This is a genomic window from Pseudomonas sp. WS 5021 (genome assembly GCF_012985535.1).
Lineage (GTDB): Bacteria > Pseudomonadota > Gammaproteobacteria > Pseudomonadales > Pseudomonadaceae > Aquipseudomonas.
On sequence record NZ_JAAQWP010000001.1, the window covers coordinates 26282 to 44786 of the forward strand.

The window sequence follows — 18505 nt, forward strand, 5'->3', positions numbered from 1 at the left end:
ATTCGCATAAACAAAAAACGCTCAGCGAAGGGATCACAACGATGTCTGCAATCACCAAAGGGCGCGTCACCGGCAGCCGGTTGGCCCTGGCCATTCACTTGGGTCTGTTTGCCAGCGCCGGGCAGGCCTACGCCGCCGCCCCGGTGGCCGGCGCTTCGCAGCCTGCGACGCTGATGTTCGATATTCCCGCCCAACCCCTGGGCGGCGCGGTCCTGGCGTTTGCCGACCAGGCTGGTTTGCAGGTGCTGTTCGATAGCCCGCGCCTGCAAGGCCTCAGCAGCACCGCGCTGAAGGGCCAATACAGTGTCCAGGAAGGCCTGGGGCGTTTGTTGGGCAGTGCGCCGGTGGAGTATCGCTTCACCGGCGAGCGCCAGGTCACCCTCAATCGCGTCAATGTCGAACAGGACAACGCGTTGACCGTCGGCACCACCACCATCAACGCCAACACCAACGGCAAGCCCAGTGACTGGGTGTATGAAACCCCGCGCTCGGTGGCGGTGATCACCCGCGAGCAGATCGACAAGCGCCCACCCCGGCACGCCGCCGACATGCTCGAGGAAACCGCCGGTATCTACACCGCCGTCAACCAGCGTGACCCTGGCTTGTCGGTGAATATCCGTGGGGTGCAGGACTATGGCCGGGTCAATATGAACATTGACGGCATGCGCCAGAACTTCAACGTCAACGGCCACCAGCAGCGCAACGGCACGATGGTGATCGACCCTGAATTTATCTCCAGCATCGAGATCGACAAAGGCAGCCAGTCGGGCATGGGCGGTGCGGCGGTGCTCGGTGGTATTGCGTCATTCAAGACCCTGGACGCCAGCGAGTTCCTGGCCGATGGCAAGGAGTACGGCGGGCGTCTGCGCGCGGGTAATGGCATCGGCAAACTGGGCAATGGCACCCACTTCAATGGCAGCGGTGTATTTGCCTTTGGCGATGAGCGTGGCGATGTGCTGCTGGGTTACAGCGAGCGGCATTTCGGCGACTACCACGCCGGCACCCACAACGACCAGAAGCTGGGCACCAACCTGCGCGCGCGCAAGTATCAGCCCGAGGCGTTTGATGATTGGTTGAACAGCGAGGTCGGCGATATGGGCAGCGTGACTCGCTCGCAGATCGTCAAACTGGGCCTGAACCTGCCCAATGACCAGCGTGTGCAACTGAGCTACCTGCAAAGCGACAGCGACAGCAACGACGCCTGGGCCTATACCGCCGACGATGCACAAAGCGTTTACTACCGGCGCGTGAGCAAGAACAACCTTGCGGCCAAGAACGTCGCGCTGGACTACAGCTACACGCCAGACAACCCGCTGATCGATTTCAAGGCCAAGGCGTATTACGTCAGCACCCAGTTGGAACGCACCAATGCGCCAAACCTGTCGTCACCTGGTACGGGCAACGAGGTCGGCGGCTACACCGATCACTTCCAGACCGATACCTGGGGCCTGCAAGCGGACAACACCTCGCGCTTCGATTTCGAGGCACTGGGCCGGGTCAAATGGAACTACGGCCTGGAGATGTACCAGGACCAATTCAAGCCGCGCACCAACAAGGTCGAGGCGGTCAACCTCCAGGGGCTGCTGCCGTATGTCGAAGGCGACACCCCGGGCGGTAAACGCACCATCGCCAGCTTGTTCAACAACCTGCAATACGAATATGGCAACTGGCTGACCCTGGATGCCGGCCTGCGTTACGACCGCTACCGGCTTGAAGGCAAAACCGGGATGACCCTGTACAAGCGCGACCGCTTCTACAACAGCCTGGTGGGCGCCAAGCGTGTGGCCGAGGTGTTTGATATCGATAATGAAGAGGGGCACTTCTCGCCCACCTTCGGCATCGGCGTCAAGCCGGGGCTTGAGTGGATGCAACTCTATGCGCGCTGGGGCAAGGGCTGGCGTCCGCCGGCGGTCACGGAAACCTTCATGACCGGTCGCCCCCATGGTGGCAGCTCGGCAGAGCGGGTGTTCCCCAACCCGTACCTTAAGGCTGAAGAGTCACGGGATTGGGAAATGGGCGTCAACGTGTTCAAGGAAGGGCTGTTTTTCAACGACGACCGCCTGGGCATGAAGGTCGCCTACTTCGATACCAAGATCGACAACTTCTCGTTCCTCAACCACAGCGTCAGCTTGCCAGATACCAGTGTCGGCGGTTTTCTCGGAACCATGGCCTACGTCAACAACACCGGCCCGACGCGCTTTCGCGGTATGGAGTACCAGCTCAACTACGACATGGGCCGGGCCTACGCGAACTTGAGCTACACACATATGATCGGCAGTAACGACTTCTGCTCGAAGAACTACTACATGGGCGGAGCCAAGACCAGCGGGCCGCGGACTACGCGGATCGAGTCCTACATCCGCCCGGACGGGCGCCCCGGCATCCGGCCGGTCACTACTTATGAAGTGCTGGATGATGAGGTTGCCAACAACAAGGAAAGTTGCGGGCGGATCATGGGCAACGCCACCTATATGCCGGCGGATCGCGGCTCGGTGACGTTGGGCGCGCGGTTCCTGGAAAAACGCCTGGATACCGGCGTGCGGGTGCGCTACAGCTCGGGCAACGGTGCCAACCTCAACCAGCAGGGTTATGACTTTATCGACCAGGCACTGTGGCCGCAGTACACCCTCTACGACCTGTATGCCAGTTACTGGATGACCGACCATTTGAACCTTGGCCTGGCCCTGGAAAACGCCACCGATGAAGCCTATTTCGTGGCCATGGGCGACGCCAACAACCTCAGCCTGGCGCGGGGCCGTACGTTGAGCGGGATGCTTGAGTACAAGTTCTGAGCAAGGTGTTCCAGCGTTCCGGCCCTGGCACTTAGAAGGCGCCGCCAAGTCGGCCGCCGCCCGCGCCAATGGCAAGCAGGGCGGCCGGCCACGCAAGGAGCAATGATGCACAGCCGGGGTAGCGGGCTTGTGTGGGAGCGGGCTTGCCCGCGATTACGGTGGGTCAGCCAGATAGATTTTGACTGATACACCGTAATCGCGGGCAAGCCCGCTCCTACATTTTTCCAGATCTGCCGGGACCGAGGGTTTAGCGCCGGGTCAGCAGCACGCCCGATTCCATATGGTGGGTCCACGGGAACTGGTCGAACATCGCACACCGGGTGATGCGGTGCGTGTCATGCAGTTGCGCAATGTTCGCCGCCAGCGTTTCCGGGTTGCAGGAGATGTACAGGATGTTCTCGAAGCGTCGGGTCAACTCGCAGGTGTCTGGGTCCATGCCTGCGCGGGGCGGGTCGACGAAGATGCTGGCGAACTCATAGCTCTTGAGGTCGATACCGTGCAGGCGTCGGAATGGCCGCACTTCGTTCAGGGCTTGGGTCAGTTCTTCGGCGGACAGGCGCACCAGGGTGACGTTATCCACCGCGTTTTCATCGAGGTTGCTCAGGGCGGCGTTGACCGAGGTCTTGCTGATCTCGGTGGCCAGCACTTTGCGCACGCGGGTAGCCAGGGGCAGGGTGAAGTTGCCGTTGCCGCAATACAGCTCCAGCAGGTCATCACTGCGATCGCCCAGGGCGTCATAGGCCCAGTTGAGCATCTTCTGGTTCACCGTGCCGTTGGGCTGGGTGAAGGCGCCTTCGGGCTGGCGATAGCTGAAGGTGCGACCGCCGACATCGAGTTTCTCCACCACATAGTCGTGGCCGATCACATCGCGCTTGCCCTTGGAACGGCCGATGATGCTGACGTTCAGGTCGGCCGCCAGCTTGTTGGCAGCGGTGTGCCAATGCTCATCCAGCGGGCGGTGATAGCACAGCGTGATCATCGCATCGCCGGCCAGGGTGGTGAGGAACTCCACCTGGAACAGCTTGTGGCTCAGGGCGGCGCTGGCTTGCCAGGCGGCCTTGAGTTGCGGCATCAGCTGGTTGATGCGCAGGCTGGCGATGGGAAACTCTTCGATCAGGATCGGCGTGCGCTTGTCGTCCTGGGAGAACATCGCGTAGTGGCGCTGACCGCCTTCGCGCCACAGGCGGAACTCGGCGCGCAGGCGGAAGTTCTGCAGGGGCGAATCGAATACCTGTGGCTCGGGCGCATCGAACGGCGCGAGCAGGTCACGCAAGCGCGTGACCTTTTCTTGCAGTTGCAGGGCGTAACTTGCTGCGTCAAAAGTCATGCGGGGAACCAGCCTAGCTTGATCACGAACAGGATCGACAGGATCACCAGCGCTGGGTTGAGTTCACGGTAGCGGCCTGTCAGCAGCTTGATACCGGTCCAGGCGATGAAGCCGAAGGCGATGCCGTTGGCGATGGAGTAAGTGAAGGGCATCGCCAGGGCGGTGATCACCACCGGCGCGGCAACAGTAATATCGTCCCAGTCGATTTCCGCCAGGCCCGAGGTCATCAACACTGCGACAAACAGCAGCGCGGGTGCGGTGGCAAATGCCGGGACGCTGGCCGCCAGCGGCGAGAAGAACAGCGCCAGCAGGAACATGATCGCGACCACGATGGCGGTCAGGCCAGTGCGGCCACCCGCACTCACGCCAGCCGCCGACTCGATGTAGCTGGTGGTGGTCGAGGTACCCAGCAACGAACCGGCCATGGCCGCAGTGCTGTCGGCAATCAGGGCGCGGCCCATTTTCGGCATGTGGCCGTCCTTGCCCATCAGGCCGGCGCGCTTGGCGACGCCGATCAGGGTGCCGGAGTTGTCGAACAGGTCAACGAACAGGAAGGCGAAGATCACGCTGATCAAGCCCACGTCCAGGGCGCCGGCGATGTCCAGTTGCAGGAAGGTCGGGGCCAGGGACGGAGGCATCGATACCACGCCGCCGAATGGGGTGACGCCGAGCGCAATGGCGGCGATGGTCACCGCGAGGATGCCGATCAACACCGCGCCGCGCACTTTCAAGGCTTCCAGGGCCACGATCAGGAAGAACCCCAGGGTGGCGAGGATGGGTGCGGGTTTGGCCAGGTCGCCCATGCCCAGCATGGTCGCCGGGTTGCTGACCACGATGCCGGCGTTATGCAGGGCGATCAGCGCCAGGAACAGGCCGATACCGGCGGCAATCGCCGAGCGCAGGGGCAGGGGGATGGCATTGATGATCCATTCGCGGATGCGGAAGATCGACAGCAGGAAAAACAGCACGGCGGAGATAAACACCGCACCCAGCGCCACTTGCCAGGTATGGCCCAGGTGCAGGACCACGGTGTAGGTAAAGAAGGCGTTCAGGCCCATGCCCGGCGCCAGGGCAATCGGGTAGTTGGCGATCAGGCCCATGATCGTCGAGCCGATGGCCGCCGCCAGGCAAGTGGCGACAAACAGCGCGCCCTTGTCCATGCCGGTCTCGCCGAGAATGCTCGGGTTGACGAACAGGATGTAGGCCATGGCCAGGAATGTCGTGATACCGGCGAGAATCTCGGTACGCACGTTGGTGTTGTGTGCCTTGAGTTGAAACAGCTTTTCCAGCATGCCTGCTCCCTGTGGCGCGCTCGGCGCCGTGATTTGTTGACCTCAAAGTCAAAGCACAAACTGCGCCAAGCGCCGCGTGTTTTCTACAGAGGATCGGAAAAAGCGGCGCATCATACCAGCAGGTCGACGGCCTGTGGCGCCCAGCCTCGGTTTTGTTGAGTGTGGCCTTGAGGCATACTCCGTCGACGTTCAGTCCAGGGTCATCCAAAGCATGAAAAAAGCCATCGCGTGGAGTCTAGCTCCGTTCGCCTGTATCGGCCTGTGGCTGGCGGCGGCACCGACGTGGGGCGCGCCTGCACCGGCCTTGAGCGAGGTGCGGGTATTCCAGGTGCAGTCCCAGGCGTGCAAAGAGTCCATCGCCGAGGGCGTCGACAGCACCCGGCAGTGCCAGCACCGTGGGCCGACACAGGTCTCGGTGATGGAAGTGGGGCTGGGCAATAATTCCATCGCCACCTTTGATGGGGCGCGGCTTGCGGGGCAAAAGACCGCGATCTGCCAGGTCGGCTCCGTCAGCCAGGCCTGCAATGGCGCTGGCACATTGATGGGCTACATCTATGTATTTGACGTGGATATCCGCGCCGCCGGTTGGTTCGAGTACAGCAACACATCGATCAATGCGCCGCGCAACACCCTGAAGACTCAGCTGCGCATCCAATGATGGCCCCCTGTAGGAGCCGGCTTGCCGGCGAAAATCGTCAACGATAACGCTGGGTGCCTGGTGGCCCGTGTTGCTCTCTGGTTTTTCGCCGGCAAGCCGGCTCCTACAGGTTCAGGGTGTTTCGGCCGGCGTATGCATGCGGTCCCGCTTGGCCAGCGTCGGGAACAGCTTGATCCATACCCCCGTCACCACCAGCGTCCCGACCCCGCCCAATACCACGGCTGGCACTGTGCCCAGCCAGTGGGCGGTGACGCCGGATTCAAATTCGCCCAACTGATTGGACGCCCCGATAAACAGCCCATTGACCGCACTGACCCGCCCGCGCATTTCATCGGGGGTTTCCAGTTGCACGAATGAGGCGCGGATCACCATGCTGATCATGTCTGCCGCCCCCAGCACCACCAGCACCGCCAGCGAAAACCAGAACGAGGTGGACAGGCCGAACGCGATGGTCGCTACGCCAAATACCCCGACAGCGGTAAACATCACGCGGCCCACGTGCCGGTCCACGGCAAACCGCGCTAGCCACAATGACATCAACAGCGCCCCAACCGCCGGCGCCGAGCGCAGCAGCCCAAGGCCCCAGGGGCCGGTCAGCAGGATGTCCTTGGCAAACACCGGCAGCAACGCCGTGGCACCGCCCAACAGCACGGCGAACAGGTCCAGGGAAATCGCCCCGAGGATGTCCGGCCGGCTGCGGATAAAACGAATCCCCGCGAGCAGCGAGTCGAGGGTGGCCTTGCCCTTGTTCAGTGGGGTCTGCCGCGCGGGCAGGTTGAGGGTGAGCATGCAGGCAATCAGGTACAGCAGCACCGTCGGGCCATACACCCAGGCGCTGCCGAAGGCATAGAGCAAGCCGCCCAGGGCCGGCGCGACGATGGTTGCCGATTGCTGGGCCGACTGCGCCGCCGCCACTGCCCGTGGAAACAGGGCGCTGGGCACGATGCTCGGCAACAGCGCCTGGGTGGTGGGCAGTTCGAAGGAGCGGGCTGCGCCCAGCAGGAAGGCGAGGATAAAAATCATCTCGCGGGTGACATTGTCCGTCAGGCTGCCGATGACCAGGGCCAGGGCGATCAACGCCTGCAACGTCTGGCAAATGGCGGCGACCCTGCGCCGTTCGTAACGGTCGGCCACATGCCCGGTGTGCAGCATGAACAGCACCCGTGGGACAAATTCCACCAGGCCCACCAAGCCCAGGTCCAGTACGTTGCCGGTCAGTTGGTAGAGGTTCCAGCCGATGGCCACGGTGAGCATCTGGAAGCCGCTGGCGGTAAAAATCCGGGCCAGCCAGAACGCGATAAAAGGGCGGTGATGACGTAACAGCTGCGGGGTTTCACTGGGCATCGGCAAGGACTGGACTGAACCTGGGAAGTGCCGAGGTTAGCATCAAGCTGTAACAAATAGTTGCTGCCAGGCAAATATCCTTAGCAAGGCATCTATTTGGCTGAGTCAACCTGTCACGCGGCAAAAGACCACACAGTCCAACCTGGAAAATGGGACTACTCTTTCAACGATGCTTGATCCAGATCAATGCCGATTGCAGCGTTGGTGTGGGGGTCAAGAAGCCAGAATCCCTACGTGGTTGGTAAAAAAAGAACGAATTGCAATTCGCCACACTCCATATCCGTGGGAGCAGTGGGTGCAGGCCTCCCTGCCTGTAGCCGGTATTACCTGACAGAGGAAGACTTATGTTCGGTTTGGAGGCGCTAGATCTCGCCCGAATTCAATTCGCATTCACCATCTCGTTCCATATCCTGTTCCCGGCCATCACCATCGGCCTGGCCAGTTACCTCGCGGTACTGGAGGGCCTGTGGCTCAAGACCCACAACGATACCTACCGTGACCTCTACCATTTCTGGTCGAAGATCTTTGCCGTCAACTTCGGCATGGGGGTGGTCTCGGGCCTGGTCATGGCCTATCAGTTCGGTACCAACTGGAGCCGCTTCTCGGACTTCGCCGGCTCTGTCACGGGGCCGTTGCTGACCTATGAAGTGCTCACCGCGTTCTTCCTCGAAGCGGGCTTCCTTGGGGTGATGCTGTTTGGCTGGAACAAGGTCGGGCGCAAGCTGCACTTCTTTGCCACGGTGATGGTGGCCGTCGGTACGCTGATCTCGACCTTCTGGATCCTCGCCTCCAACAGCTGGATGCAGACGCCACAAGGCTTTGAAATCATCGACGGCCGGGTGATCCCCACCGATTGGCTGGCCGTGATCTTCAACCCTTCGTTCCCCTATCGCCTGGCGCACATGGCCACGGCGGCGTTTGTCGCCACCGCGTTTTTTGTCGGCTCGTCGGCGGCCTGGCATCTGCTGCGGGGCAAGGACAACCCGGCGATCCGCACCATGCTGTCGATGGCGATGTGGATGGCCCTGATCGTCGCGCCGATCCAGGCGGTGATCGGTGACTTCCATGGCCTCAACACCCTCAAGCACCAGCCGGCGAAAATTGCGGCGATTGAAGGCCACTGGGAAAACATCGGCAACGAGCCGACCCCGCTGATCCTGTTCGGCTGGCCGGACATGAAGGAAGAGCGCACCAAGTACAAGGTAGAAATCCCCTACCTGGGCAGCCTGATCCTCACCCACTCCCTGGACAAGCAAGTGCCGGCCCTCAAGGAGTTCCCACCTGAGGATCGTGCCAACTCGACCATCGTGTTCTGGTCGTTCCGGGTCATGGTCGGCCTGGGCATGCTGATGATCTTCACCGGCCTGTTCAGCCTCTGGCTACGCAAGGGCGACAGGCTGTACACCAACAAACCGTTCCTGTACCTGGCGCTATGGATGGGCCCGTCGGGGTTGATTGCGATCCTGGCCGGCTGGTTCACCACCGAAATCGGGCGCCAGCCCTGGGTGGTCTACGGCTTGATGCGCACGGCGGACGCCTCTTCCAACCACAGCGTGGTGCAGATGAGCATCACCCTGGCGCTGTTTGTGGTGGTGTACTTCGCCCTGTTCGGCGCAGGCCTTGGCTACATGATGCGCCTGGTGCGCAAAGGCCCGGTCACCCACGACAGCACCGAACCGGCCCACGGTGGCCCCGGGCAGCAACGCACCCCGGCGCGTCCATTGTCGGCAGCCGATGACAGCGGCGACGCCGATCACGGCGACACTCTGAACAAGGGGAATTGAGTCATGGGTATTGATCTTCCGCTGATCTGGGCCGTGATCATCATCTTCGGCATCATGATGTACGTGGTCATGGATGGCTTTGACCTGGGGATCGGCATTCTCTTCCCGTTTATCCCGGGCAAGACTGACCGCGACGTGATGATGAACACCGTCGCCCCGGTGTGGGACGGCAACGAAACCTGGCTGGTGCTGGGGGGCGCGGCATTGTTTGGCGCCTTCCCATTGGCCTACTCGGTGGTGCTCTCGGCGCTGTACCTGCCGCTGATCCTGATGCTGATCGGCCTGATCTTCCGTGGCGTGGCCTTTGAGTTCCGCTTCAAGGCCAAGGATGACAAGCGCCACTTGTGGGACAAGGCGTTTATCGGCGGCTCGCTGGCGGCGACCTTCTTCCAGGGCGTGGCGCTTGGGGCATTCATTGAAGGCATTCCGGTGGTTGACCGCCAGTTCGCCGGCGGCTCATTGGACTGGTTCTCGCCGTTTGCCCTGTTTTGCGGCGTGGCCTTGATCGTGGCCTATGCCCTGCTGGGCTGCACCTGGCTGATCATGAAGACCGAAGGCAAGCTGCAAGAGCAGATGCACAACCTGGCGCGACCCCTGGCGTTCGTCGTGTTGGCGGTGATTGGCATCGTCAGCATCTGGACGCCCCTGGCCCACCCGGACATCGCCTCGCGCTGGTTCACCCTGCCGAACCTGTTCTGGTTCCTGCCGGTGCCGATCCTGGTGCTGGTGACCATGTATGCGCTGGTGCGTGCCGTGGCCCGCAATGCCCATTACGCGCCGTTCCTGCTGACGCTGGTGTTGATCTTCCTCGGCTACAGCGGCCTGGGCATCAGCCTGTGGCCGAACATCATCCCGCCGTCGGTGTCGATCTGGGATGCCGCCGCGCCGCCGCAAAGCCAGGGCTTCATGCTGGTGGGTACGCTGTTCATCATCCCGTTCATCCTGGGCTACACCTTCTGGAGCTACTACGTGTTCCGCGGCAAGGTGACCCATGAAGACGGCTATCACTAGGAGGCTTGGACCATGACCGGTAAACCTTCACTGGACGATATCGAACAGGCCGAGAAAAAGCCGCTGTGGCAACGCCTGGGCTGGTTGGCAATGATCTGGACCGGCAGCGTCCTGGCCCTGTTCGTGGTGGCCAGCCTGATGCGCATGTTCATGAACGCCGCGGGCCTGAGCACTCACTGACATCCCATGCAGTCTTGACCCTCCTTTAATGGAGGGTTTTTTTGCCTGTGTTATTTGCGGGCCTTGAGAATCACGAACTTTGGTGTCGCCGCCACCTGCTCCACACCACGGAACAGGCGCGCCAGCTTGCTGTGATAACCCAGGTGGCGGTTGCCGACGATGTACAACGCGCCGCCGACTACCAGCGCTTCGCGGGCCTGCTGGAACATGCGCCATGCAAGGAAATCCCCCACCACCTGCTGCTGGTGGAACGGCGGGTTGCATAGCACCACGTCCAACGATTGCGGCTCCTGGTCCGCCAGGCCGTCGCCGGGGCGAATCATCACGGGCCGCTCACCCAGGGCCGCGCGCCAGTTTTCGGCGGCCGACTGTACGGCCATATAGGACTCGTCCACCAAGGTGTACTGCGCCTCGGGGTTGTGCAGGGCGCTGGCAATCGCCAGCACGCCGTTGCCGCAACCCAGGTCAGCCACGCGGGCGTTCCCCAGGTTGTGCGGCAGATGAGGCAGGAAGGCACGGGTGCCGATATCCAGGCCTTCGCGGCAGAACACATTGGCGTGGTTGAGTAGCTCGATGGCCGGCGCGTCCAGGCGATAACGCGTGGGGTAGGGCGATACGATGCGAGGGCGATCAGCCAGGGTGGCGATCAGCAACCTAGCCTTTTTGACCGCCAGCGACGCGTGCATCGGCCCGATGTAACGCTCCAGCAGTTCACCGGCGGCGCGGGGCAGGTGCTTGACCATGGCCCCCGCGATCACTTCGGCACCTGGCGCCAATTGGTCCTGCAGACGGATCAATTGTTCTTCGAGCAGCGCCAGGGTTTTTGGCACCCGGATCAGTACGCGATCGAAGGGCCCGCTGGGCACCTGGCTGGCAGGCACGAACGAAAGGGCATCGAAGGCCTTGCCATTGCGCATCAGGTTTTTTTGCAGGGCCTGGGCGCCGAGGAATGAATCGCCGCTGCTGGTGACATGCACATGCCCCTCAAGGCTGGCCGCCAATGCCCCAAAGCTGTCATTGAGCACCAGTACGCGGGTGCTGCTGGCCGGTTGCTGCTCGGCCAGGTAGGCAAGCAGATACTCGTCGGCCGCATCGAAGGCTTGCAGCGGTTCGTTTTGCTGCTCGGGCTGGCGGATCAGGTCGAGTTGGGCGAAGGGGCTATCGAGCAGGGGCATGGCGGGGGGAACTCTGGATAATCGACGGGTGTTCCGGGCCTGGCGCGGAACCTTCTGAGTGGACTGCGACGCGGGCGTTGACGAGCGGCGTCATCACTCAGAACTGGCCGTAAATGTTACGTTTTTTTCCGGCGGATTACATTCGGTGTTTTCAACATGGGGGGGCGCGGGCTGTACTCAAAAAAGGCCGTGTTTGACTGCCGTGATCACCGCGGCAATCTTATTGCTCACCCCCAGCTTGCGCATCGCACTGCTGATATGAAAACCGACAGTGCGCTCGGACAGGCAGAGAATTGTCGCGATATCGGCAGCTGTCTTGCCCAGTGCCGACCATTGCAGGATTTCGGTCTCGCGACTGGTGAGCTTGGTGGGGCACTGGCAGGCCGGCTCCTTGGCATAGGCCTGGGCCGCGACGGTATGCAAGGCATGGCAGATCCACAAGACCTGGCCGGCTTTCTCATACAGTTCCTGGGCTTGCACCGGTTCCTGGCGTCGTCCCAGGTTGATCATGCTGAAAAAGCCACGGAAGTCATGCACCGACTGCGCCCAGCCAAAATTGAGACCCTGGGCTTGCAAGTGAACCCACATGTCCGGCACTGCAGAGTAGGTTTTTTCTTCCCAGACGATGGGCAATACATCGCGTTTGCAGTGGCTGACCAGCGGGTCCATATCGAAGTAATGTTCTGTTTTGTAGAGAGTGTTCCATTCACTTGGATAATTATTGAGGTGGATGTTCTTGAATGGCTGATAAACCGCATTGGAGCCCATCATAAAACCGCAATATTCAAAGCCCAGCTCATAGGTAATGTTCAGAGCAGCCTCGAACATAGTCGTCACCTCATCCTCACCTTCTAGTTTGGGTAGACGTGTGTTGCGCCAGTTGACCATTGGTAAATCTCCATGAGTCGCACACCGATTGTTCGCAACGCTGTCCCCTTAGCGTTACCGAATCGAGTGTAGGACAGCATGTAAAACCCAGATGGGAATTTTCGCACTTAGCGTTGCGTTTTTTAGCAGAACTGATCGATACCCATGGCCCTGGGCGCGCGGTCGGGGGGCTGATGATGTGAGTGAATTTCTTTGTCATTCATTTGCTTAGGGCAGGGTTGCGACACAGTTTATGAATTTTCATGTAGGGGTTATGGGTAGGACTTAATAGCCAAATGGTTTGAATTGAAGGCAGATGGCCATCTTTTCTGTATTGGTCAGTGGAGGCACGCAGGATGTCACTACAAACCAACGGTGTTTCCAGGCGTCGCTTTGGGGGACACTAGGGGTTACCTGTAGACCGGAGCCCCCCATGACGGCCAGTGCGGAAAAATTCACACGCCAGACCCTGATCGATGTGCAGTCGTTGACCCCCAGCCTGTTTACCCTGCGTACTACCCGGGACCCGGGGTTCCGTTTCACCGCCGGGCAGTTTGTGCGCCTGGGCGTGACCAAACCCGATGGCAGCCTGGTGTGGCGTGCCTATTCGGTGGTGTCGTCGCCCTTTGATGAGTTCCTGGAGTTTTTCTCTATTGTGGTGCCCGGTGGTGAGTTCACCAGTGAGCTGAGTCGCCTGCGGGTGGGCGACGAGTTGCTGGTGGAGCGCCAGGCCACCGGTTTCTTGACCCTGAATCGTTTTGTCGATGGTCGTGACCTTTGGCTGCTGGGCACCGGCACGGGGATCGCACCATTTCTGTCGATCCTGCAGGACTTTGAAGCCTGGGAAAAATTCGAGCGGATCATCCTGGTCTACAGCGCCAGGGAAGCTCGGGAGCTGGCCTACCAGACCCTGATCAAGGAATTGGGCGAGCGCGAGTACTTGAGCGAACACGCCCATAAACTCACCTACCTGCCTATCGTGACCCGTGAGCAGCGGCCGGGTGCATTGAATGGGCGGATCACGACCCTGATCGAAAATGGCGAGCTGGAGCGTGCGGCGGGCGTAGCGCTGACGCCTTTGCATTCGCGGGTGATGATTTGCGGCAATCCGCAGATGATCGATGACACCCGGCAACTGCTCAAGCAGCGTGATATGCAACTGAGCCTGGCGCGTCGGCCAGGGCAGGTGGCGGTAGAAAACTACTGGTAGAAAAAAGGCGCCCGGTCAGGGGCGCCTTTTTCTGTGGCCGACAGGTATTGCGGGTCGGCTACAGGGGCTTGTTGTTCTGGGCCTTGAGCAGATCGCGGATCTCCCCCAGCAGTTCCTCTTCCTTGGTGGGGACCGGTGGCAGGCTTGGCGCCACGGCTTCTTCACGCTTGAGACGGTTGATGGCCTTGACACCCATGAAGATCGCGAACGCGACGATCACAAAGTCAATGACGCTCTGGATGAATTTACCGTAGGCCAGGACCACCGCAGGTGCATCGCCCTGTGCTGCCTTGAGCGTTACCGCCAGGTCACCGAAGTCCACACCGCCGATCAGCAGGCCGATGGGCGGCATCACCACGTCGCCTACGAAGGACGAAACAATTTTGCCGAAGGCGGCGCCGATGATAATACCGACCGCCATGTCGACCACATTACCTTTGACCGCGAAGGCCTTGAACTCACTGATCACGCCCATAGGTTATTCCTTGTTACAGTTGAGAGGAGAGGAACTCAGTGTAAGTCAGTCTGCAGTGACTTGCTCGACACAACTGTTAACACTGTTCGTTGCAATCGACACATTAAAACGCAAATAGTTTGCAAAGTGCCACCAATCGCGCGCGAAATACCCGGCATTTCAGTGTCTTACCACACTATTTTTTTAATCGGGTTGGTGTGGCTTTTCTATTTATCTTCTGGCGCCAGGATCACTAGCCTCTGGCAAGCACCCGTAAAAGTGCATTTAAAAAAACCAGAGGATTGCTTGATGAAAAACCTTATTAGCCGCAGGTCTATTGCTGCGCGCAATCTGCTATTGATTGCCAGTACCAGTTTGTTGTCGTTGTCGGTCAGTGCCGCCAACCTCACTCGCGATAATGGCGCGGCCGTGGGTGACAACCAGAACTCGCAGACCGCCGGCGCCAACGGCCCGGTCCTGCTGCAAGATGTACAACTGATCCAGAAGCTGCAGCGCTTTGACCGTGAACGCATCCCGGAGCGTGTGGTGCACGCCCGTGGCACCGGCGCCCACGGTACCTTCACCGTCACCGACAACCTCAGCGACCTGACCAAGGCCAAAGTGTTTGCCGCCGGTGAGGCCACGCCGGTATTTGTGCGGTTCTCTGCTGTAGTGCACGGCAACCACTCCCCGGAAACCCTGCGCGACCCACGCGGCTTCGCCACCAAGTTCTATACCGCCGAAGGTAACTGGGACTTGGTCGGCAATAACTTCCCGACCTTCTTTATCCGCGACGCGATCAAGTTCCCGGACATGGTCCATGCCTTCAAGCCGGACCCGCGCACTAACCTGGATGATGACTCCCGGCGTTTTGACTTCTTCTCCCATGTTCCCGAGTCCACCCGCACCCTCACTGAGTTGTATTCGGACTCCGGCACCCCCGCCAGTTATCGGGAGATGGACGGCAATGGCGTACATGCCTACAAGTTGATCAACGCCAAGGGTGAAGTGCACTACGTCAAGTTTCACTGGAAGAGCCTGCAGGGCATCAAGAACCTGGACCCCAAACAAGTTGTCGAGGTCCAGGGCCGTGATTACAGCCATATGACTAACGACCTGGTTACTCATATCAACAAGGGCGACTTCCCCAAGTGGGACTTGTATGTGCAAGTGCTCAAGCCCGAAGAACTGGCCAAGTTTGATTTCGACCCACTGGACGCCACCAAGATCTGGCCCGATGTTCCCGAGCGCAAAGTCGGGCAAATGGTGCTGAACCGCAACCCCGGCAACGTGTTCCAGGAAACCGAGCAAGTGGCCATGGCCCCGGCGAACCTGGTACCGGGTATCGAGCCGTCGGAAGACCGCATGCTGCAAGGTCGGGTGTTCTCCTACGCCGATACGCAGATGTATCGCCTGGGCTCCAATGCCCTGCAACTGCCGATCAACGCTCCACGGGTCACCGTCAACAACGGTAACCAGGATGGCGCGATGAACGTCGGCAAGACCAGCACTGGCGTGAACTATCAGCCAAGCCGCCTGGTACCCCGGGAAGAGCCGCAAAGCGCGCGTTACAGCCAGATGCCCCTGGCCGGCAGCACCCAGCAAGCGAAGATCCAGCGTGAGCAGAACTTCAAGCAGGCGGGCGATTTGTATCGGTCCTACAGCAAGAAGGAACGCCAGGACTTGATCGACAACTTTGGCGGCTCCCTGGCGACCACCGATGACGTCAGCAAACACATCATCCTGTCGTTCCTCTACAAAGCTGACCCGGAGTACGGCACGGGCGTGGCCAAAGTAGCCAAGGGCGACCTGGCGCGAGTCAAGGCGCTGGCTGAAAAGCTGACGGACTAACGGCACATCTCCCTGTAGGAGCTGGCTTGCCGGCGATGAGATCGCTGAAGACGATGGTGATCTTTGCGGGGCCATCGCCGGCAAGCCGGCGCCTACAAGGGACCTGCAGAGGATGTTGATTATGCGTAGCTTTATAGGGGCCCTACTGGCCTGCTGGTCCTTGAGCGTATTCGCCGACCCACAGGCCCTCAAGGCGCAGTTGCAGGACTACTACTTCGACGCCGCCCGGCGTGGCGACGTGGAAATGCTCAAGACTTTTATCGAATCCGGTTATTCCCTCAATACCGTCGATGGCAAGGGCTACACTGCACTGATCCTCGCCGCCTACCACGGCCAGGCCCCTGCTGTGGAACAACTGTTGGCGGCCGGTGCCGATGCCTGTGTCCAGGACAATCGCGGCAATACAGCGCTGATGGGCGCGATCTTCAAGGGCGAGTTGAGCATTGCCCGGCGTTTGCTGGGTACCGCCTGCAACCCCGACCAACGCAACGGCGCCGGACAGACGGCAGCGATGTACGCCGGGCTGTTCAAGCGCGTCGAACTGCTCGATGTACTCAAGGCCCAGGGCGCCGACCTGAATGCCGAAGACCCGCTGGGCAACAGTGCTACACGATTGGCCAACGGTGAAATCCGTACCGCAGCGCCGCGCTAAGCTATCATCGCGGTTTTTCGGTTGGAGGTTCTCAGATGGCAAAGGCCAAGCGCATGTACGGCTGCACGGAGTGCGGCGCGACCTTTCCCAAATGGGCGGGCCAGTGTGGCGAATGCGGGGCGTGGAACACCCTCACTGAAACCATGATTGAAAGCGGCGGGGCTGCGGCGCCCAGCGGGCGCTCCGGCTGGACCGGGCAGCAAGCCCAGATCAAGACCCTGGCAGAAGTCAGCGTCGAGGAAATCCCGCGTTTCTCCACCGCGTCCGGCGAGCTCGACCGAGTGCTTGGCGGCGGCCTGGTGGACGGCTCGGTGGTGTTGATTGGCGGCGACCCGGGTATCGGCAAGTCGACCATCCTCCTGCAGACCCTGTGCAGCATCGCCAGCCGCATGCCGGCCCTGTACGTCACCGGCGAAGAATCCCAGCAACAAGTGGCCATGCGCGCCCGCCGCCTGGGCTTGCCCCAGGACCAACTGCGGGTCATGACCGAAACCTGCATTGAAAGCATCATCGCCACCGCCCGCGTGGAAAAACCCAAGGTGATGGTGATCGACTCGATCCAGACAATCTTCACCGAGCAACTGCAATCGGCGCCGGGTGGTGTGTCCCAGGTGCGGGAAAGTGCGGCGTTGCTGGTGCGCTACGCGAAGCAGAGCGGCACGGCGATTTTCCTGGTGGGCCATGTCACCAAGGAAGGCGCGTTGGCCGGCCCGCGCGTGCTGGAGCATATGGTGGATACGGTGCTGTATTTCGAGGGTGAGTCCGATGGACGCCTGCGCCTGTTGCGGGCGGTGAAAAACCGTTTCGGCGCGGTCAACGAGCTGGGTGTGTTCGCCATGACTGACCGGGGGCTGAAAGAAGTCTCCAACCCTTCGGCGATCTTTCTGACTCGCGCCCAGGAAGAAGTACCGGGCAGCGTGGTGATGGCGACGTGGGAAGGCACCCGGCCGATGCTGGTGGAAGTCCAGGCCCTGGTGGACGACAGCCACCTGGCCAACCCGCGCCGCGTGACCCTGGGCCTGGATCAGAACCGCCTGGCGATGTTGCTGGCGGTGTTGCATCGCCATGGCGGGATTCCGACCCATGACCAGGACGTGTTCCTCAACGTGGTGGGCGGCGTCAAGGTGCTGGAAACCGCATCGGACCTGGCATTGATGGCGGCGGTGATGTCCAGCCTGCGCAATCGACCGTTGCCCCATGACCTGCTGGTATTTGGCGAGGTGGGCCTGTCGGGCGAAGTGCGCCCGGTGCCCAGCGGCCAGGAACGGCTCAAGGAAGCTGCCAAGCATGGCTTCAAGCGCGCCATCGTACCCAAGGGCAATGCGCCGAAGGAGGCGCCGCCGGGGTTGCAGATTATTGGTGTGACCCGACTGGAACAGGCACTGGATGCTTTGTTCGAATAACCCGCAACACCACAACCCCCTGTGGGAGCGGGCAAGCCTGCTCCCACATTGATGTGTGCACATCGTCAGATGTTGAGCAGCTCGCCCAGCTCCCGATGCAGCTCCTCCTCATCCCCCAGATTGAGCTCGATCAACCTGCGCAAATGGCTGATCGAGTCCAGATCGATATGCTCGCAGACAAACCCCAGTTGCCCCTGGTCGTCATGGCTCAGCCGCACTTGCATGCGCACGTCCGTGTCGGCGTCCAGGTGAATGTCCACATCAAAGGGCTCGTCACCCTTGCCCAGCCACGGCGCAGGCTTTTGCACCAGCAAGCCCTTGAGCGATAAATCCACCAGTTGCACCGGCCATTGCTGGCCGTCCTGCATGAGTTCGGTCTTGGCATCGAAGGCAATCCGCCGAAAACGGCGGCGATCTGACGGCTGGTCGCTCATGGTGAAACCCTCTGTAGATACAGGGATTGTAGCCTTGCGCCATTATTGGGCGTTTATTTCGCTTTTTTTTC

The 18505-nt window shown here is 60.7% G+C and carries 16 protein-coding genes and 1 pseudogene; 10 read left to right on the plus strand and 7 right to left on the minus strand.

Annotation, left to right across the window (positions count from 1 at the left end; all coding sequences use genetic code 11):
* Nucleotides 1-41: 41 nt before the first annotated feature.
* Nucleotides 42-2792: a TonB-dependent receptor gene (locus HBO19_RS00145; protein ID WP_170056692.1), complete on the plus strand. Its 2751-nt coding sequence runs from the start codon at nucleotides 42-44 to the stop codon at nucleotides 2790-2792.
* A 247-nt stretch (nucleotides 2793-3039) separates the two neighbouring features.
* Here the strand turns inward: HBO19_RS00145 and trmA are convergent, their stop codons facing one another.
* Both trmA and HBO19_RS00155 read right to left on the minus strand, forming a co-directional pair.
* The gene (gene trmA, locus HBO19_RS00150) at nucleotides 3040-4119 is read right to left on the minus strand and encodes a tRNA (uridine(54)-C5)-methyltransferase TrmA (protein WP_169951114.1); all 1080 of its coding nucleotides are present in this window, start codon (nucleotides 4117-4119) and stop codon (nucleotides 3040-3042) included.
* Entirely contained in the window at nucleotides 4116-5411 is a 1296-nt protein-coding gene (locus HBO19_RS00155; protein ID WP_169951112.1) for an NCS2 family permease, read from the minus strand. The genes trmA and HBO19_RS00155 overlap by 4 nt, the downstream gene beginning before the upstream one ends.
* 211 nt (nucleotides 5412-5622) lie before the next feature.
* Between HBO19_RS00155 and HBO19_RS00160 the strand changes: the two genes are divergently transcribed.
* Both HBO19_RS00160 and HBO19_RS28370 read left to right on the plus strand, forming a co-directional pair.
* The gene (locus HBO19_RS00160; protein ID WP_169951110.1) at nucleotides 5623-6069 is read left to right on the plus strand and encodes a DUF4879 domain-containing protein; all 447 of its coding nucleotides are present in this window, start codon (nucleotides 5623-5625) and stop codon (nucleotides 6067-6069) included.
* A 21-nt stretch (nucleotides 6070-6090) separates the two neighbouring features.
* Nucleotides 6091-6177, plus strand: a pseudogene (locus HBO19_RS28370) (outer membrane lipoprotein carrier protein LolA); the annotation flags it as partial.
* 3 nt (nucleotides 6178-6180) lie between these two features.
* Here HBO19_RS28370 and HBO19_RS00165 read toward each other — a convergent pair.
* The gene (locus tag HBO19_RS00165) at nucleotides 6181-7413 is read right to left on the minus strand and encodes an MFS transporter (protein ID WP_170056693.1); all 1233 of its coding nucleotides are present in this window, start codon (nucleotides 7411-7413) and stop codon (nucleotides 6181-6183) included.
* Between the two features lie 344 nt (nucleotides 7414-7757).
* On the opposite strand from HBO19_RS00165, the gene HBO19_RS00170 reads away from it, so the two are divergent.
* From HBO19_RS00170 to HBO19_RS00180, 3 genes are read left to right on the plus strand one after another with little or no spacing between them, the layout of a single operon-like run.
* Nucleotides 7758-9197 (plus strand): cytochrome ubiquinol oxidase subunit I, encoded by a 1440-nt coding sequence (locus HBO19_RS00170; protein WP_169951106.1) that lies wholly within the window; start codon nucleotides 7758-7760, stop codon nucleotides 9195-9197.
* A gap of 3 nt (nucleotides 9198-9200) precedes the next feature.
* A complete protein-coding gene (cydB, locus tag HBO19_RS00175; RefSeq protein WP_029292140.1) occupies nucleotides 9201-10208 on the plus strand; it encodes a cytochrome d ubiquinol oxidase subunit II in 1008 nt (335 codons plus the stop codon).
* A gap of 12 nt (nucleotides 10209-10220) precedes the next feature.
* Nucleotides 10221-10388 (plus strand): DUF2474 domain-containing protein, encoded by a 168-nt coding sequence (locus HBO19_RS00180; RefSeq protein WP_169951104.1) that lies wholly within the window; start codon nucleotides 10221-10223, stop codon nucleotides 10386-10388.
* Nucleotides 10389-10438: 50 nt separating this feature from the next.
* On the opposite strand, the gene HBO19_RS00185 is transcribed toward HBO19_RS00180, so the two are convergent.
* Both HBO19_RS00185 and HBO19_RS00190 read right to left on the minus strand, forming a co-directional pair.
* Nucleotides 10439-11563 (minus strand): methyltransferase, encoded by a 1125-nt coding sequence (locus HBO19_RS00185; protein WP_169951101.1) that lies wholly within the window; start codon nucleotides 11561-11563, stop codon nucleotides 10439-10441.
* A 177-nt stretch (nucleotides 11564-11740) separates the two neighbouring features.
* Entirely contained in the window at nucleotides 11741-12451 is a 711-nt protein-coding gene (locus tag HBO19_RS00190) for a LuxR family transcriptional regulator (RefSeq protein WP_169951099.1), read from the minus strand.
* 412 nt (nucleotides 12452-12863) lie between these two features.
* Between HBO19_RS00190 and HBO19_RS00195 the strand changes: the two genes are divergently transcribed.
* Entirely contained in the window at nucleotides 12864-13640 is a 777-nt protein-coding gene (locus HBO19_RS00195; protein WP_169951097.1) for a ferredoxin--NADP reductase, read from the plus strand.
* Between the two features lie 58 nt (nucleotides 13641-13698).
* Here the strand turns inward: HBO19_RS00195 and mscL are convergent, their stop codons facing one another.
* The gene (mscL, locus tag HBO19_RS00200; protein WP_169951095.1) at nucleotides 13699-14115 is read right to left on the minus strand and encodes a large-conductance mechanosensitive channel protein MscL; all 417 of its coding nucleotides are present in this window, start codon (nucleotides 14113-14115) and stop codon (nucleotides 13699-13701) included.
* Nucleotides 14116-14403: 288 nt separating this feature from the next.
* Between mscL and HBO19_RS00205 the strand changes: the two genes are divergently transcribed.
* The 3 genes from HBO19_RS00205 to radA all read left to right on the plus strand — a co-directional run bounded on the left by HBO19_RS00205 (nucleotide 14404) and on the right by radA (nucleotide 18000).
* Nucleotides 14404-15945 carry a catalase gene (locus HBO19_RS00205; RefSeq protein ID WP_170056694.1) on the plus strand — a complete coding sequence of 514 codons (1542 nt, stop codon included), beginning with the start codon at nucleotides 14404-14406 and terminating at the stop codon, nucleotides 15943-15945.
* Nucleotides 15946-16066: 121 nt separating this feature from the next.
* Nucleotides 16067-16597 (plus strand): ankyrin repeat domain-containing protein, encoded by a 531-nt coding sequence (locus tag HBO19_RS00210; RefSeq protein ID WP_170056695.1) that lies wholly within the window; start codon nucleotides 16067-16069, stop codon nucleotides 16595-16597.
* A gap of 35 nt (nucleotides 16598-16632) precedes the next feature.
* Nucleotides 16633-18000: a DNA repair protein RadA gene (gene radA, locus HBO19_RS00215; RefSeq protein ID WP_169951087.1), complete on the plus strand. Its 1368-nt coding sequence runs from the start codon at nucleotides 16633-16635 to the stop codon at nucleotides 17998-18000.
* A 65-nt stretch (nucleotides 18001-18065) separates the two neighbouring features.
* Here the strand turns inward: radA and HBO19_RS00220 are convergent, their stop codons facing one another.
* The gene (locus HBO19_RS00220; RefSeq protein WP_170056696.1) at nucleotides 18066-18434 is read right to left on the minus strand and encodes a PilZ domain-containing protein; all 369 of its coding nucleotides are present in this window, start codon (nucleotides 18432-18434) and stop codon (nucleotides 18066-18068) included.
* Nucleotides 18435-18505: the final 71 nt, after the last annotated feature.

Excerpts from the sequence above, each read along its gene's own strand:
- HBO19_RS00145 (WP_170056692.1), top strand. The coding sequence starts at position 42 with ATGTCTGCAATCACCAAAGGGCGCGTCACCGGCAGCCGGTTGGCCCTG.
- trmA (WP_169951114.1), bottom strand. The coding sequence starts at position 4,119 with ATGACTTTTGACGCAGCAAGTTACGCCCTGCAACTGCAAGAAAAGGTC.
- HBO19_RS00155 (WP_169951112.1), bottom strand. The coding sequence starts at position 5,411 with ATGCTGGAAAAGCTGTTTCAACTCAAGGCACACAACACCAACGTGCGT.
- HBO19_RS00160 (WP_169951110.1), top strand. The coding sequence starts at position 5,623 with ATGAAAAAAGCCATCGCGTGGAGTCTAGCTCCGTTCGCCTGTATCGGC.
- HBO19_RS00165 (WP_170056693.1), bottom strand. The coding sequence starts at position 7,413 with ATGCCCAGTGAAACCCCGCAGCTGTTACGTCATCACCGCCCTTTTATC.
- HBO19_RS00170 (WP_169951106.1), top strand. The coding sequence starts at position 7,758 with ATGTTCGGTTTGGAGGCGCTAGATCTCGCCCGAATTCAATTCGCATTC.
- cydB (WP_029292140.1), top strand. The coding sequence starts at position 9,201 with ATGGGTATTGATCTTCCGCTGATCTGGGCCGTGATCATCATCTTCGGC.
- HBO19_RS00180 (WP_169951104.1), top strand. The coding sequence starts at position 10,221 with ATGACCGGTAAACCTTCACTGGACGATATCGAACAGGCCGAGAAAAAG.
- HBO19_RS00185 (WP_169951101.1), bottom strand. The coding sequence starts at position 11,563 with ATGCCCCTGCTCGATAGCCCCTTCGCCCAACTCGACCTGATCCGCCAG.
- HBO19_RS00190 (WP_169951099.1), bottom strand. The coding sequence starts at position 12,451 with ATGGTCAACTGGCGCAACACACGTCTACCCAAACTAGAAGGTGAGGAT.
- HBO19_RS00195 (WP_169951097.1), top strand. The coding sequence starts at position 12,864 with ATGACGGCCAGTGCGGAAAAATTCACACGCCAGACCCTGATCGATGTG.
- mscL (WP_169951095.1), bottom strand. The coding sequence starts at position 14,115 with ATGGGCGTGATCAGTGAGTTCAAGGCCTTCGCGGTCAAAGGTAATGTG.
- HBO19_RS00205 (WP_170056694.1), top strand. The coding sequence starts at position 14,404 with ATGAAAAACCTTATTAGCCGCAGGTCTATTGCTGCGCGCAATCTGCTA.
- HBO19_RS00210 (WP_170056695.1), top strand. The coding sequence starts at position 16,067 with ATGCGTAGCTTTATAGGGGCCCTACTGGCCTGCTGGTCCTTGAGCGTA.
- radA (WP_169951087.1), top strand. The coding sequence starts at position 16,633 with ATGGCAAAGGCCAAGCGCATGTACGGCTGCACGGAGTGCGGCGCGACC.
- HBO19_RS00220 (WP_170056696.1), bottom strand. The coding sequence starts at position 18,434 with ATGAGCGACCAGCCGTCAGATCGCCGCCGTTTTCGGCGGATTGCCTTC.